The sequence below is a fragment of the Halorubrum sp. SD41 genome, assembly GCF_058630335.1.
This window is the reverse complement of record NZ_JBZVGZ010000010.1, coordinates 27889-42224: the sequence shown is the minus strand read 5'-3', so window position 1 is coordinate 42224 and position 14336 is coordinate 27889. Positions and strand designations below refer to the sequence as shown.

At 65.4% G+C, this 14336-nt stretch carries 16 protein-coding genes and 1 tRNA gene; 3 read left to right on the top strand and 14 right to left on the bottom strand.

Annotated features, from left to right (window positions below):
- Nucleotides 1-77: 77 nt before the first annotated feature.
- The 12 genes from AC4NMM_RS06130 to trmY all read right to left on the bottom strand — a co-directional run bounded on the left by AC4NMM_RS06130 (nucleotide 78) and on the right by trmY (nucleotide 9765).
- Nucleotides 78-1037 carry a hypothetical protein gene (locus tag AC4NMM_RS06130; RefSeq protein WP_491923835.1) on the bottom strand — a complete coding sequence of 320 codons (960 nt, stop codon included), beginning with the start codon at nucleotides 1035-1037 and terminating at the stop codon, nucleotides 78-80.
- On the bottom strand, nucleotides 1030-1869 hold the full coding sequence (locus tag AC4NMM_RS06125; RefSeq protein ID WP_491923834.1) for a DUF8125 domain-containing protein: 840 nt from the start codon (nucleotides 1867-1869) through the stop codon (nucleotides 1030-1032). Before AC4NMM_RS06125 ends, AC4NMM_RS06130 begins: the two co-directional genes overlap by 8 nt.
- Nucleotides 1866-2354 carry a DUF8063 family protein gene (locus AC4NMM_RS06120; protein ID WP_491923833.1) on the bottom strand — a complete coding sequence of 163 codons (489 nt, stop codon included), beginning with the start codon at nucleotides 2352-2354 and terminating at the stop codon, nucleotides 1866-1868. The genes AC4NMM_RS06125 and AC4NMM_RS06120 overlap by 4 nt, the downstream gene beginning before the upstream one ends.
- Before the next feature lie 33 nt (nucleotides 2355-2387).
- The gene (locus tag AC4NMM_RS06115) at nucleotides 2388-4085 is read right to left on the bottom strand and encodes a twin-arginine translocation signal domain-containing protein (RefSeq protein WP_491923832.1); all 1698 of its coding nucleotides are present in this window, start codon (nucleotides 4083-4085) and stop codon (nucleotides 2388-2390) included.
- A gap of 126 nt (nucleotides 4086-4211) precedes the next feature.
- Nucleotides 4212-4613 (bottom strand): DUF8023 family protein, encoded by a 402-nt coding sequence (locus AC4NMM_RS06110; RefSeq protein ID WP_491923831.1) that lies wholly within the window; start codon nucleotides 4611-4613, stop codon nucleotides 4212-4214.
- Nucleotides 4613-4897, bottom strand: a complete 285-nt coding sequence (locus AC4NMM_RS06105) for a hypothetical protein (protein WP_491923830.1) — start codon at nucleotides 4895-4897, stop codon at nucleotides 4613-4615. The genes AC4NMM_RS06110 and AC4NMM_RS06105 overlap by 1 nt, the downstream gene beginning before the upstream one ends.
- Before the next feature lie 178 nt (nucleotides 4898-5075).
- The gene (locus tag AC4NMM_RS06100) at nucleotides 5076-5816 is read right to left on the bottom strand and encodes a DUF8453 domain-containing protein (protein WP_491923829.1); all 741 of its coding nucleotides are present in this window, start codon (nucleotides 5814-5816) and stop codon (nucleotides 5076-5078) included.
- A 31-nt stretch (nucleotides 5817-5847) separates the two neighbouring features.
- The gene (locus tag AC4NMM_RS06095; protein ID WP_491923828.1) at nucleotides 5848-7785 is read right to left on the bottom strand and encodes a hypothetical protein; all 1938 of its coding nucleotides are present in this window, start codon (nucleotides 7783-7785) and stop codon (nucleotides 5848-5850) included.
- A gap of 229 nt (nucleotides 7786-8014) precedes the next feature.
- Nucleotides 8015-8191 (bottom strand): hypothetical protein, encoded by a 177-nt coding sequence (locus tag AC4NMM_RS06090; protein WP_491923827.1) that lies wholly within the window; start codon nucleotides 8189-8191, stop codon nucleotides 8015-8017.
- Nucleotides 8192-8255: 64 nt separating this feature from the next.
- Nucleotides 8256-8328 (bottom strand) — tRNA-Pro (locus AC4NMM_RS06085).
- Between the two features lie 395 nt (nucleotides 8329-8723).
- Entirely contained in the window at nucleotides 8724-9140 is a 417-nt protein-coding gene (locus AC4NMM_RS06080; RefSeq protein WP_491923826.1) for a CHY zinc finger protein, read from the bottom strand.
- Nucleotides 9141-9150: 10 nt separating this feature from the next.
- Nucleotides 9151-9765, bottom strand: coding sequence for a tRNA (pseudouridine(54)-N(1))-methyltransferase TrmY (gene trmY, locus AC4NMM_RS06075; protein ID WP_491923825.1), 615 nt, complete (start codon nucleotides 9763-9765; stop codon nucleotides 9151-9153).
- A gap of 50 nt (nucleotides 9766-9815) precedes the next feature.
- On the opposite strand from trmY, the gene AC4NMM_RS06070 reads away from it, so the two are divergent.
- A complete protein-coding gene (locus tag AC4NMM_RS06070) occupies nucleotides 9816-9956 on the top strand; it encodes a hypothetical protein (protein ID WP_491923824.1) in 141 nt (46 codons plus the stop codon).
- A gap of 26 nt (nucleotides 9957-9982) precedes the next feature.
- On the opposite strand, the gene pyrF is transcribed toward AC4NMM_RS06070, so the two are convergent.
- A complete protein-coding gene (pyrF, locus tag AC4NMM_RS06065; RefSeq protein ID WP_491923823.1) occupies nucleotides 9983-10813 on the bottom strand; it encodes an orotidine-5'-phosphate decarboxylase in 831 nt (276 codons plus the stop codon).
- 183 nt (nucleotides 10814-10996) lie between these two features.
- On the opposite strand from pyrF, the gene AC4NMM_RS06060 reads away from it, so the two are divergent.
- The gene (locus AC4NMM_RS06060) at nucleotides 10997-12253 is read left to right on the top strand and encodes an MFS transporter (RefSeq protein ID WP_491923822.1); all 1257 of its coding nucleotides are present in this window, start codon (nucleotides 10997-10999) and stop codon (nucleotides 12251-12253) included.
- A 29-nt stretch (nucleotides 12254-12282) separates the two neighbouring features.
- On the opposite strand, the gene AC4NMM_RS06055 is transcribed toward AC4NMM_RS06060, so the two are convergent.
- Nucleotides 12283-13587: a carboxylate--amine ligase gene (locus AC4NMM_RS06055; protein WP_096395853.1), complete on the bottom strand. Its 1305-nt coding sequence runs from the start codon at nucleotides 13585-13587 to the stop codon at nucleotides 12283-12285.
- Nucleotides 13588-13741: 154 nt separating this feature from the next.
- On the opposite strand from AC4NMM_RS06055, the gene AC4NMM_RS06050 reads away from it, so the two are divergent.
- Nucleotides 13742-14317: a DUF5813 family protein gene (locus AC4NMM_RS06050; RefSeq protein ID WP_491923821.1), complete on the top strand. Its 576-nt coding sequence runs from the start codon at nucleotides 13742-13744 to the stop codon at nucleotides 14315-14317.
- The last annotated feature ends 19 nt before the right edge of the window (nucleotides 14318-14336 follow it).

The following is a 14336-nucleotide window of genomic DNA, read 5'->3' as shown; positions in this document are numbered from 1 at the left end:
CGCGACCCCCCACAAGGAGGGGTCGCGCTCCGCCCACTGAAAGGGGTGGGTGGGTCGGTGGGTGGATCACCGTGGAGTCAGGTTGCTGGTCCGCGTTCGCGCAGCTCGGCGAGGAGATCGGGCCAGTCGAGGTCTTTGCTGAACAGGTCGGGTTCGAGGTCCCACTTCCACGGAGCAGCGTCGTTCGGGTCCGGCTCCGCGCTCGCGGGTTCGAGGTTTTCGACCGTCCCACCGAACAGCTGGTTCGTCGGCTTGTCGGCGTCAGCCGGCCAGTCGGCGAAGAAATCCACCTCCTTCTTGGAGTGTTTGAAGTACGCCGTCGTGAACAGCCGCTTTAGCTCAGGGTGGCAGTCCTTGCCCGTGTGGAACACCGTGCCGAACACGTCGACGTTGACCTTTGCCATGCGCTTCGCGAGCGGGGAGAACTGCGCCGCGACCTCGTAGGAGTTCGTCCGCGCGTCGAAGTGCGTCGACCCCTCGTCGATAAAGACGAACTTCGGTCGGTCGCGGTGTTCGATACACGTCACAGCGAGGTCGTGCGCGCTGGTGACGACGATGTCCGTTCGGTCCCAGGTGCGCGAGTTCGAGATCACGAGGAGATCGTCGATGGTCGCGGACCGCAGCTCGGCGAGCAGCGCCATCAGGTTCGTCTTCCCCGTGTTCGGGTTGCCAGCGCCACCGATGAACGCGGTCGCGTCGTTGTTCGTCATCATGTCGTCGAGCCGCAGCGGGAGCCGGAGCGCAGAGGCGTCGAGGTCCTGCTCGGTCACGCCGACCAGATGCGAGAGCAGCAGCGAGTTCCCCGAGCGAATCGCTTCCGACGCCTGTCGGGACTGTTGAGTCCGATCGACGAGCGACAGCAGCTCGGATTGACCGGTCACGTCTGGTTCGATATCGTCGAGGAACACCGAGGCGGGAACGTCTTCGGGGTTGAGGGCACCCGCACCGGACGCGAAGTCGCGATCCGTGTCGATGTTGCCCTGGAGCTGTTCGGCGAGCTTCGCAGCCGTGAGCATCCCCTCATCGGAGTCACCCATCGATCGACACCTCAGTTTTCTCGGCGTGACCGTTCCGCTCGGTCGCAGGTTCCGGTTCGGAGAAGTCGAACCCGGATTTGTGGTCGAGGTCGTCTAGATCAGCGTCGTCGACGAGGTCGGCGAGGTCTTGATTGTCCGAGTCGGCCAGTCCGAACTCTTCGAGTTCCTGGTCGATGGCGCGCTCGATACCCGAACCGGAGTCGGGCAGCGAGCCGTCTTCGAACAGCTCGACCACGCGCTCGACCGTGTTCCGGGTCGCGCGGCGGACGACCACGAACGCGGACGTTTCGAGGATGAACCCGCGCTGGGCGTCCTCTTGGAGCTGGCCGCGACACTCGTGGACTGCGCGGAGCGCGCGGGTCAGCTCGCGATCGTCGAGCGTGCCGCGCCAGGTGCCGACGACAGTCATGTCTTCGAGGTCGACCTGTTTCCCGACGTAGAGGTTCGGAGACAGCTGCGTGAGTTCGTAGGTGGAGTTGATGAACTCTTCTCCGTCGAGTACGTCCATCTCGCGAAACTCGTCAGGCGGGAGTCGGTAGATTCCGCCGTCAAGAACGCGGGCGTCAAGGTCGATCAACCAGACGAAGGAGGGATTGTAGAGCCAGCCGACGACCTTCGAGCCGGTCATCCAGCCGAGCGGCGTCACGAGCAGCGCGGTGAGACCGGCGATGTACCAGAAGCGGGGAATCGACACGTCGAACCCGGCGACTATCGCGACGATCGCGACGACGATGGACAGCACGACGAGCTGGGGAGCGCGGGCACGGAGCCAGTCGATCAGGTCGAGGTACGCGGGCTGTTCGTCCTTGGTGGCGGGATTGGTGGCGTTCATGCTACCCTCTCTGCCTCTTCCGATTTGCCGTACACGCGCCGGGCGACGAGGTACAGGGTCGTCAGCGCGACACCGAGCGCGCCGCCGACCCCGGCGGCTTGCGTGTCGCTCGCGGTGAACGGCCCGGCGACGATCGTCGACGAGGTTTCGAGCGGGACGCCGTAGAGCGTGGTCCCGTCGTCGATCGTGACGCCAGCAGCACCGTTCGAGGGTTCGACCGCGAAGCGGATCGTCGTGCGGCCGTCGACGACGAACGATCGGCGGTTGAGTTCGCGCGGTTCGGTCAGGGCGACGGCTTCGGTGACCGTGATGCGTTCGCGACGGTCGGCGTCGAGGACGATCACCGCGGCGGTGCCGTCGTAGTCGGCCGAGCAGAGCGAGATATACTCGGTGACGTACTCGCCACAGGAGTCAGTCGAGTTCTCAGCCGTCGCGTTCGGAGCGTCCTGCGCGGCGACAGCGCCGGATAGAGAGGCGACTATCACCACAGCGACGAGGAAAAATCGGGGAAACATGGATTAGTCCGAGAGCGCGAGGAAGCCGACGATCGCGGCGATCGCGACGCCGACGATTTCTCCGGGCAGCCCGAACATGTCGAGCTGGCCGAGGTCGATGCCGCCGCCGTTGTTCTGGCTGGCCTCGTATTTCTCGATCAGCTCTTGATTCTGCTGTTCGAGGGAGTTCCATTCCTCCTGCGTGATGTAGTTCGAGTCGTCCTGTGGTTCGGACTTCTCGAACGACGCAGACTGCGCTTCCTCGCCAGTCTCGGTGTTCTCGAACTTGTCGACGGTGAACGTCGCGTCGAGGTTCAGCGTCTCCATGTTCGTTTCCGTGGTGTTGGCGCGGTAGCGAGCATCGGTGACCGAGGTGATGGTGGTTTCGAGGTCATCGGCAGCGTCGTAGTACCACGTCCCGCTGCCGGTCGCGGTCCAGTCGGTCGCGTTGACGGCGACAGTCTCGTTCGCAGCGGTCGTCACCTCGACAGCGGTCCCCTCGTAGGGTTCCGACGTGAGCGTGATGTTCCCGCCGTCGACGCCGGACTCGTACGCGGACCAGTCGCCTTCGAGCAGCGAGGTGTCTGTGGTGAAGTACACGTCGCCGCTGAAGGTCGTCGGGTCGTACGTCTCGCCAGCTTCGATCGGGCCGTCGGACTCGTCGGTAAGTCCGAACGTCCCGCGAAGCGTCGCACCGGAGTCGCTGAAAGTGATGGTTGCCTGCCGCTCAACGTCGACGGAGATGTTCAGCGCGGCGAGGTCAGCGATCGCTTGCGCAGACCCTTCCTCGTCGGACATCATCGCTGCGCGTTCGCGGGGCGTGACGAGTTCGGAGACCTCGATCGAGCCGGACTGAACGTCGCCGTAGACGTTCGTCACCCACGTCGAGATACCGTTGCGGACCTCGGTGAATACGGTATCCATCTCGTCGTACAGAGGCTTCCACTCGGCGGCGTTGAGGTAAATGAAGTCACCATCAACTTGGCTCAGAGACAAGTGGACGGCCTTCTTTCCCTCAGAGATTTGATTTGGGACGTGTTCCGTAGCGGTGAACGGCGACAGCGTGGCCTCCCAGTCGTCGTACCAGTGGATGTAAATCTCCTTGACAGGGAGGTCCGTCCCATCTGGCAGGGTGTTGCTCACATCGGAGACAGAGAGATCCTGCGACCGCATCTCCATGCTGATGTCGTAGCTGTTGAGCAGGTTGCCTTCTCCCATGTCAGGGTGATCAACCGCCGACTGAAGCAGCGCCTGAAGCTCGTTGACCGACTCATTCCACGACTTGAGGAAGTTCCCTTTCACCGTGGACTCGTAGGAGTCGATCGCCGCGTTGGCCGCGGACAGGACCTCGGACTCAGAGACCCCAGCGTTTAGCTGCTCGATGGCAGCCACCTTCGCGTCGGTGTACGCGGTGTTCTTAACGCCGTCGAGGATGTTCTGGTTATCGACGATCGTACTCTGATTGTTCGAGCGCCGGGTTTTGACCGCTTGATAGATTTGCTGTTCGAGAGCGTCAGCGGTCAGGCCCTCGGGTGGCGGGTCGGACCCGACCACTTCGAACTCGCGGAGCGCCCAGCCGAGGGCGGCAGACGCGCCGATCGCGCCGACGCCAATCAGCGGGGCGATGGCTTCAGCCTCGCGGGTGAAACCGTGGTCGGAGCCGAGGGCGACAGCGCCGGCGGCAGACGCGCCGAGACCTTTCAGGAAGGTGCGGCGGCCCACACGAGAGCGAGACCGAGCAGGAGCGTCGCCAGCGCCCACGCGGTCCCCAGCAGCAGGGCCGTCCGAGGCGTTACAGCTAGTCGCGGTGTCATAGTTTGAACTCATAAGGTGAGGTTCGAGGGTGGATTACCGAACAGCGACGCCCCAGGCGACGACGGTCGCGAGGAACGCGACGATCGGGCCGAGGTTACTGTTCGTGTTGATGAGGTCGGCGAGCTGGGGAACGTACTGGTAGCCGGCGATGATGAGCGGACCGAGCGCGATCGCGACCTGTTCCCACTGCTCGTACGAGTCGAACTGCTTGGTCTCGCTGCTGGCGAAGGCGATCGCGTACGCAGCCAGCGAGATGAACGTTGCGTGCTGGGCGGTCAGCGTGTAGTCGAGCCACGTCAGCATCACCTCGCTGATGCCGCCGAACTGGTAGAGTCCGGCGAGTACGAACACGACCGACAGCAGCGCCGGGAGCGTGCGCAGGTGGGTGTAGTCCGACAGCGTGTCGCCCATCGAGCGCGAGTAGGACGACGCCATCAGTCACCACCCGGGAACCCGACCATCGTCGGGTGGTAGTCGTGCGTCGAGCCGTCGTCACGTTCCAGCGTCACCTCTTCGGTGTCCATCGCGACCCAGATCTGTTCGCCGACCTCGATGCGGTCGGCCGCAGCTGCGCGCTTCACCTCGTCCTTCGCGAAGTACCGCACGACTCCGCGACTCTCGTCTTTGATCTTGAGCCGGTACCACGGGCCGTAATCGCCTTCCCCTTCGGTCAGGTCGAGAACGAGTCCCTCCAGCACTTCACCGGCTTCGAGTTCCACGGTTGGAACGTCGCTGTCGGGGTCGTCACTCTCAAACCGTTCAAAACCGTCAGGCGGCGTCGGTCTTTCAGTCGACATCTCCAACTGTTAGTTGAGAGAAAAAGTATGAATAAGGATACCCTAGCCTAAGTGAAAGTAATAGTACTGAGAGGGTGTAGAGCTATAAATATAGTTCGAATTATATACCAGGGCCGCCACCTATTCGTTTAATTTCTCTTCTTATGTCTTTAATACCACTATTGATGTCTGAGAGGGCATCAGCAACGTCATCCCCACCCATGTGTCGCGCAAGGCCCTCATCGGTAAAGACAGGGTTATAGCTGCTGTCAATCTGAATTGTATTCCCAAGCATATCTTCACATGTTCCAGATATCCTTATCTCTGCGTACTTTCCTAGAGTTTCTTCGCTAATTAGATCGGGTCGGTAAAGCATATCTTCATCAGCAAGATCGTCAGAGTGGTCGTATTGTCCAAGGGATATTTCATCATCTGTAATTGATCCACCTGAGAGAGGAACAAATTCGTCTGGTGCGATTATAGGTAATTCAAAGCCTAATTCCGTAGTTTCATCGACAGTTGAATTTTCTCTTGGTACCGCTTTTACTGTTATGTTAATATCCTTAGCAGGGCCATTTCCTATGTTTTTAACAGCTATTCCATGTCCAGAGATGGTGACTGGACTCATATCAACCTTCAGAAACGGTCTTATATCCTGTTTTCTTGCGAGGCGCTGTTCTCTAACAGTCGTTCTCGTAGCTAATAGTGAGATCAGCGTGGCAGCTACGAGGCCTAATGAACCAATAGCAGATGCGAACTGAGCAGTGAAATTCCCAGTATAAACCTGATAGATTAGATATCCCACCACTAGAACAGCAGCCGTGACAGCGACTCTTTCTGTTATTTCGAGTGGATCAGACATATTGAATGGTTTAATCTTATTCCGAATAAAATCAGCGTTGACGTTCATCGCTAGGTTGCATACATGGTCGCGGTTCATCACGATCCCTCTCGGGATTGGCGATATGGTAGTCATTAACAATAAGAAGTCTGTCAACTACCTCTGGGTCGGTAATTCCAGAATTGATGAAGCTATTCGCGATTGTCCGGGGATCATGACTCCCGACACCAGACCGTCTGTTGCGGAAGATCTCTCCTTGTGCGAGGTCATTCCCGAGCCGGGTGTTCTCGATGATATTTGAGACAGGGAGTTCCAGCTGTACCATGTCGATACCGCCGCCGCCGGGCTGGTGTTCGTTGCCGTCGGCGTCGACGATCGCCTTCAGCTCGTAGCCGAACTGTGGTTCGTGTCGGCGTCGATCAACTGACTCGGACTGCGGCTGTTCGGTCCCGTTCAGTACCTCACCGACGAACGCCTTGTATGACGGGTCGATGTTCAGATGCGCCAGAAGCGATGGAAGCGATATGTCTCGGCCGTGAACGTCGAGGTAATCCAGAACGCGCTCGCGGATAAGCGCCTTTCGAGGTGACTCGCCGTAGGACCACGCACTATCCGCGCTCGGCCACCGTTCCGCGAGCGAGCGAGTCGGTTCAGTCGCTGGCGGCGAGGTCACCGCACCAGCTGCCCATCGGAGATCGTCGTCGAGCGCGGTATCCGGTTCGGGCGGCCCATCGAGGCGGTCCTGTTCGATAATCCACGGAGAGCCGCAGCACGAGCAGACCACGTCGGCACCGTGGCCGTCGTCCCATCGGACGCGCTCGCCGTGTGAGTCGACTTGTCCCGATTCCTCGTTTTCAGCGCGCTGTTCACACCGATCGGCACGGATGGCCTGATTCACGGTCTGAGACCGAGAGGTCCGACGACGAGCTGCCGACCAGTAGACGGCACCCCACGCGATGTACTCGATCGGCTTGTCGAGCAGGTCCTCAGTGTAGCCGCCCATGTACGCGGCGAGGTACGAACCGAGGTTCCCCACGTCCGCGTTCATCGAGATACAGCCGTCGTCTTCGTGGAGGTAGTCGTCGATCGCGTCGTAGTTGTGAGCCGACCATCCGGCGGGGTCGCAGACTTCGAGGTGCTTGTCGATCACCCGTTCGAACTCGGAAGCGACCGGACGGAGATCGTCGAAGCGACCGCCGTCGAAGTAGACGCCGACGTGAATATGAGTGTAACAAGCATTGAGTCCGGCGTCCCCGTCAGGGTTCGAAGCGGCTCCCATTCCGTGTGGTTCGGCTTGGAGCCAGTATCCCCACTGATCGGAGTCGAGGTCGAGGTGATACTCCATCACGTTGCGGAGGGTGTCGCGAACGCCGCCGTAGCTGAACGCGTCGTGAATCGCGTCCATCTGGTCAACCGGCGGCACGCGAGTCCCATCCGGCACCGAGGAAGCTGTTAGCGTGAGCATCGCGGTCACCGGGTCGTCCCACGCGGGGACCGCTTCGCCACCGGAAGGACGCTCGCCGCCGGACATCTGTCGCTGGAGCGCACGGGCTCGTGCGTACTGCTTCTTGCTGTACTCTTTCCCCCATGCGTCGACGAGCGGTACGTCGAACTCGTCGCCACTCTCCCGATCCTCGAAGCGCGCGAGCATCCCGTCATATTCGTGGTGTGCGCGGAGGAACGCGTGAACGGCGTCAAGCCACGTCCCAGCGGAACGCTCGCGAAGCCGATCGACAGCGAACGAATCTTCCAACGGGTGGTCGGGGTCGACGAACTCCTGTTCCCACTCGGCTTCCGTGACGATGCGGCGGAGTTTGCGCCCGTGCGTCTCGGAGAGCGGTTGATCGGCGAGATGCGGGTACTCAGTCGCGAACTCGGAGACGCGTTCGACGACGGGATCGGCGTCTTCCTCTAATCCGGTGAGAGATGCCGTTACAGAGTTAGTCTCCTTGGAAGGCCAAGACGCACTCCCTTCATCGGGCGCGCTCATCGCTCACCTCCCGGCACGGTCGCGGTCGAACGCGCCGCGACCGCACCGCCGCTCGTTTGGCGACCTTCGGTCGCCTGTGCGCGGTCGGCACCGTTCGGTCCGCGTACGGCGGACCTCACGGACCGCAAGGTTGCCGACCGCTTGGAGTGACTACCGAGGCTCGCGCGGTCGAGGCGGACGAGATCGTACCGGACCCGTGGGGAGGTGGACCGGCGCGCAGCTCGCCGGTTCACTTCCCGTCGGGGTTATCGAGGTCGTCGGGCCGCTCGGGACAGTCCAGGGCGTGGCCGTACTCGACACCGCTCGTCGAGTTCCGGGTACACCGCTGGGTACAGAAGCCGCACCAGAACTCGCCCGGACCGTCCGCGGACAGGCTCGTCCCGGTTGAGCCGTCGGACAGGCTCACGCGGACCACCCCGTAGAGCCGCTAATACCTGTCAGTAGAGGCTGGAAAAAGTATAAGGGGGTAGTGGGCCGGCACGAATTTGAATCGTGGTTACGGCCACCCGAAGGCCGAAGGATACCAAGCTACCCCACCGGCCCGCACTCGACAGAAGGCCGCTCGTTCTTTTAATCCTTCCGAAAGGGGGGCGATCAAGACGTACCGGACGGGCGAGGTGTCGATAGAATATCCAGTTCATCGACGCCAGACGCGGGTACCACGAAGCCCCAGTCGCGAGGACTCGATGCGCTCGTTGCGGTCCTCAGTCGCTCGTTTCACTCGCTCCCTGCGGTCCGTACGTCGCGCGTCTTCGTCCTCGCGACCGCCCCTTCGAGTCCCGCCCCGCACCGCAACCGCACCTCACGCCTCCCCAGCCTCGTCAGGCGCGTCCCGCGGGCTCCCTTCGGTCGCCCTCGTCGCGCCTGACTCCCTCGCGCGTGCTGACTCGCGCCCGTCGGGCGCTCGCAGGCACGCGCCACCGCTGGCGCGTCATCACTTATAAATCGTCGTCGCCATCTCCGTCGACTGTCCCCTCCATCTCGAAGTACCGTTCGCGGTGCTTCCGGCAGCCGGGGTTGAACGCGGCGCCGCACGCGGGGCAGGCGTCGTCGTCGGCCTCGAGGTAGGCGCGGCCGGTGAGCGTCGTGCGGCAGGCGCCGCACAGCACCGCCGGCTCGTCGAAGCGGTCTCGGGGCCACGGGACCGCCTCGTGGTCGGTCGCCGCGTCGTGGCAGGCGTCGCAGGGGTAGAACGCCTCACAGCAGCCGAACCGGAGCGCGACCACGTCGACCGGGTCGTCCCAGTGGGCGCAGCGCGTCTCGGGGTCGACGTCGATTCCGCGCAGGGGGACCTCGAATCGGGGGTCCGTGTCGGGTGCGGTCGTCGTCTCGCGGTCGGAGGGGTCGGTCGGCATCGCCGGAGGGTCAGTACTCGGCGTAGCTATCCGTGTCGAGCCAGTTGTGGACGACGGTGACGGTGTGGTCCGCGTGGAGCAGTTCGGGACCGACGCGCAGTCGTCGCTCGGCCCGGTCGGCGATCGCATCGGCCTCCGATTCGGCGAAGTCGTGGTGATCCGAGAGCACGAACACTGGGTTCTCGGGCGGCTCCGCGTCGACGAGCGGGTCGCCCTCCTCGTGGAGCTGGACGAGCGTCCCGTCGGGGCCGCGACCGTCCTCGCTGACGAGTCGGTCGAGCGTCGCGTCGAGGCCCATCCGACGGAGCTCGACCCCGGGCGAAACGTCCGCGGGCATGTGGCCGATCGCGTCGGCTTTCGCGTCGAGCGCGTCGCGGACCCGCGCGGCGACGTTGCGCTCGTCGGGGTGAAGGTGCCGGAGCGTGTCGGAGTCGAAGGTGACCGTGAACTCGTCGGCGACGACGAGGTGGACCCGGACCGACTCGCGGATGCCGTGCGAGAGGAAGACGCCCGCGCTCACGCACCGGCAAAGCAGGTCGAGCCGCCCGGCCCCGGGGACGTCCGACAGCGAGATCACGTCGGGGTCGGTGGGCACGTCGCGGCCGACGACGACGAACTGGCGCATATCCGGGGCTCGCCCCCGATCCTCATAAGGCGTGCGACCCTACCGCCGGCGTGAGCCTCACCGGACTCTGTCAGGTCTGCGAGGCGGCGACCGCGACCCGCACCTGCGACCGCTGCGGGCGCGCCGTCTGCGACGACCACTGGGACGAGGCGGCCCGCGCCTGTAGCGGCTGTGCCGCCGGCCGCGGGTAAGCGCGGGCGCCGAGGGGTGTGTGGGCCTACCGGTGCCGATTCAGCCGCTTTTTAAGCCGCTTCGCCGCGTCGCCCACGGCGCCGAAGTACGTCGCCTCGTCGCCGGGCCGGCTCGACTCCTCGCCGGCGAAGATGATCCCCCGCGAGGAGTTCACGAGGCCGACGTCGACCGGGAGGTCGGGGCGACCGGCGAGCCCGTGTTCGACCGCGGCCTCGGCGTCGCCGCCCTGCGCGCCGACGCCGGGCACGAGGAAGGGGATCTCGGGGACGATCTCGCGGACCGCCTCCAGCTCCTCGGGCGTCGTGGCGCCGACGACGAGCCCGACGTTGTCGTTCGCGTTCCACACGTCCGCGAGCGCCGCGACGCGCTCGTAGAGCGGTTCGCCCGAGGCGAGTTCGAGGTCCTGGAGGTCGGCACCGCCCGGGTTCGAGGTGCGACAGAGCGCGAACACGCCCTTGTCGGCGCGGTCGAGGAACGGCTGGAGCGCGTCGCGCCCGAGGTACGGGTTCACCGTGATCGCGTCGACCCAGTCGAGGACCTCGGCGTACCGCCGCGCCGTGTTTCCGATGTCGCCGCGCTTCGCGTCGAGCAGGACGGGGACGCCCTTCCCCTCGGCGTAGGCGGCGGTCTCGCGGAGCGCGCGCCAGCCGTCGGGGTCCTCGTAGAAGGCAGCGTTCGGCTTGTAGCAGGCGGCGTGCTCGTGGGTCGCGTCGATGATCCGTCGGTTGAACGCCCACCGGGGCAGGTCGGCGTCGCCCACGTGCTCGGGGAGTCGGCTCGGGTCGGGGTCGAGCCCGACCGAGACGACGCTGTCGGCCGCGTCGATCCGGTCCGCGAGCGTCTCGAAGAAGCCCATACGCGCCCTGCGGCGGCGGGCGCACTAACCGTTGTGTTCCGCGGTCGCCCGCGACCGCTCGACCGCCCCGCGAAGCGACCGGTCGAGCGAGAGATACCGGCCAAATTCGCCGGTGTATGCGCCGAGTGGGGTCGTCCGTAATAACAGGATACACCAGTCGGCCTCCCGTCTCTCGCCACACGCATGGCCGGTAGCACGGGCGGTGGCCTTCGGGAGTCGCTCTCCGGACCGATCCTGAAGTACTACGCCTACAAGGCGACGAAGGCGGTCGAGTTCTACCGGCCGATCATGTACCTCTTCTTTCTGGCGCAGGATCTCTCCTTCACGCAGATCGCCGTTCTGGAGGCGCTGTACAACCTGACGACGCTGTTCGGCGAGATCCCGACCGGCTACGTGGGCGACCGCGTCGGGCGTCGAAACAGCCTCCTCATCGGGACCGCGCTCATTTCCCTGACGCTCCTCGGTATCGGTCTGTCGAGTTCGTTCCTCCAGCTGGCCGTCCTCTACGTCTGCTGGTCGCTGGGGTACAACTTCCGCTCCGGAAGCGAGGACGCGTGGCTCTACGACACGCTCACCGACGACCTCTCCGAGGACGAGTTCGCCGGCGTTCGGGGTCGCGGCGAGTCGGCGGCGCTGGCCGTCGGCGCCGTCGCGGCGATCCTCGGCGGATACCTCGGTAGTATCGACCTCTCGTACCCGTGGTTCGTCGCGGCGGGCGTGACAGGCCTCGGCGTCGCGGTGCTGCTCACGCTCGACGAGCCCGAGGCGTACAAGCGCACCGACTCGGAGGACCTGAGCCTCCGCCGGACGGTCAGCATCGTGAGAGAGGTCCTCTCGCGCCGTCGGCTCCGGTCGCTGCTGTTGTACTACTACGTCCTGTACGCCGCGGTCACGTACCTCGTGTTCGTCTTTCTCCAGCCGATCTTCGAGACCGTCGTTCTCGACCTCGGCGTCTCGCAGTTGCGGGTCGAATCCCTGCTGGGCTGGTTCTACGCGGCGTACAGTCTCGTCGGCGCGGTGCTCACCTACTACACGGGAGCGATTCGGGAGCGCATCGGGCTGCGAGCGTGGTTCCTCGTCCTTCCGTTCGCCGTCGGCGGCGCGCTGATCGGGATGTACTTCGTCCCGGTGCTCGCGCTCCCGACGTTCCTCCTGATTCGGGGGGTGTCGGACGTCACGCGGTCGTTCGCCGGACAGTACGTCAACGACCGGGTGGAGAGCCTCGGTCGCGCGACCGTCCTGAGCGCGATGGCGATGGTCAGCGGGCTCGCCGTCGTGCCGTTCCAACTCGGCAGCGGCCTCCTCTCCGACGCCGTCTCCCCGACGTTCGCGCTGGGCGTCGGCGGCGCCGTCCTCGTCGTCGGGGCGGCGGCCATCCTCCTCTGGGAGGTCCCCGTCGGCGACGACGCGGTCGACGGTCCGAACGACGACCGGTCGTGATCGACGGCCGCGTCCGGAACGACGCCGACCTAGCAGGAGCAGTAGTACTCGCGGTCGACGAACTCGGTCTCGAACAGCTTCGCAGCCGGGCTCGGGTCCGAGGGACGGTAGACGCCGGTCGTCAGGTCGCCCTCGCGCTCGAAGGCGCCGGAGACGAGCCGGCGCCAGTCGGCGGCCGACAGCTGGTCCCAGAACGCGTCGTCGCCCGCGAGCAGCGAGAGGTAGTCGCGGAGGTACACCCACCGCGTCGGCTCGACGCCGTCGGACTCGTAGCTCGCGTCGGTGACCGCGGCGTAGGCGGCCATCGGGAGGTTCGCGCCCGCGGCGACCGGCATCGAGATCCACTTCCACGGCCGGGTGTTGACGTCGAGCAGCAGGAACTCGTCGCGCGCCTCGTCGTAGACGAACTCCGACTCGCTGATCCCGTGGTAGCCCGCGTCGTCGAGGACGGCGAGCGCGCGCTCCTCGATCGCGGGTTCGTCCGCGGTCTCGACGAGACAGGAGGTGCCGAAGTTGCGCGGGTACCGCACCGCGGCGTTGCCGACGACTGCGAGCGCGTCGTCGCGTCCGGACGGGGGGACGTAGGAGGCCAGCGAGTGGTCCCTTCCGGTCGCGATGTCGACGCGCTTCTGGGCCATCACCGCGATCCCCTCCTCGCTCGCGGCCGCGACGACGTCCGCGAACTCCTCGCGGTCCGCGACCTCGATCACGTTGGTACCGAACGCCTCCTCGAAGTCCCGCTTCAGCTCCGGTTTCACCACCAGCGGGAAGCCGAGCGCGTCGGCGGCCTCGTCGACCGTCGCGTCCGGCTCGCGCGTCGCCGCGGCCGCGGTCTCCGCCAACCGGTACGTCTCCGGGTAGGGGACGCCGAGCGCCTCGCAGGTCGCGTACAGCGCCGACTTGTTCAACACCGCGTCGAGCGTCTCGCTCCCGGCGAACGGGAGCCGGACGCCGTCGGGGTCGGCCTCGGCGTACGACAGCGCCCACTCGTCCATACAGCCGAACGCGACCGCCTCGGTTCCCGCGGCGTCGACGACCGCCTCCACGTCCTCGCGGAACCCGTCGAGGTCGTCGAGCGGGTACGTCACCGCCCCCGCGAAGTCGACCGCGTCCGAGGGCGGCGCGAGCCCGTCGTGGGTGACCGTTCCGGCGTCGGCGCCCGCGTCGCCTCCCGCTCGGTCGAGCGCGATCACGGGCACGCCGTGGGCGTCGAGCGCGCGAGCGACGCCGAGGCCGGTGATGTGCGCGTTGCTGACGAGCGCCGGCGGCCGGTCGAACTCGGCGTCCGCGAGCGCGTCGATCAGTCCCTCGGTGGACCGAAAGGTGTCTGCCATACCCTGCCTCGTCGGTCGACGCACAAAAGGGCCCGACGTACCGGCCCGGAGTGCCAGTATCGGTGACGGGGTCGGCGGAGTTCGCGGCGACGCCGGGACGGGACTCGCCCGGGCGACGCGAGCGGCTTTTCAGGGCGCGTCGCCTCCGATCGGTATGAGCGAAACAGAGGACGACGACGCCGAGCCCGTCGACGACGCCGAGCCCGTCGACGGCGCGGGAAACGGGTCCGCCCCGGCCGACGACCTCCCCGACCGGGTCCGGCGGGCGTTCGCTGACCACGGCTCCTTCGAGCGCGACGGCGACGGCTGGGTCTCGACGACGACCGCCTTCGACGGGCGCGTCCGCGCCGAGCGGGCGGACGAGGGGCGAATCAGATTCACGGTCACCGTCCGCGTGCCGACGCTTTCGGCGGTCACCGCCGACGAGGTCGCCGACGTGGTCGAGGACGGCTGGGCCGACACGTTCGAGCGCCGCGCGGTCGACGTGGGCGGCGTCACGCGGAAGGACAGGGAGTTCGACCCCGCCGTCGAGCGCGGGGGCGACGAGATAGCGGTGACCTACGAGTTCGCGGACATCAACGAGCGGCGCGGCGTCGACGACGCGGGCGCGCTGATCGACTTCGTCGAGGGGACGTACGTTCAGGGCGTCATCCCCGGCTACGAGTACACGCCCCCCGTCTCGGACCTGCTCTCGGCCGCGCGCCAGCAGGGCGGCGGCGGGCCGGTCTGAGGGACGGCCGGCCCGCCCG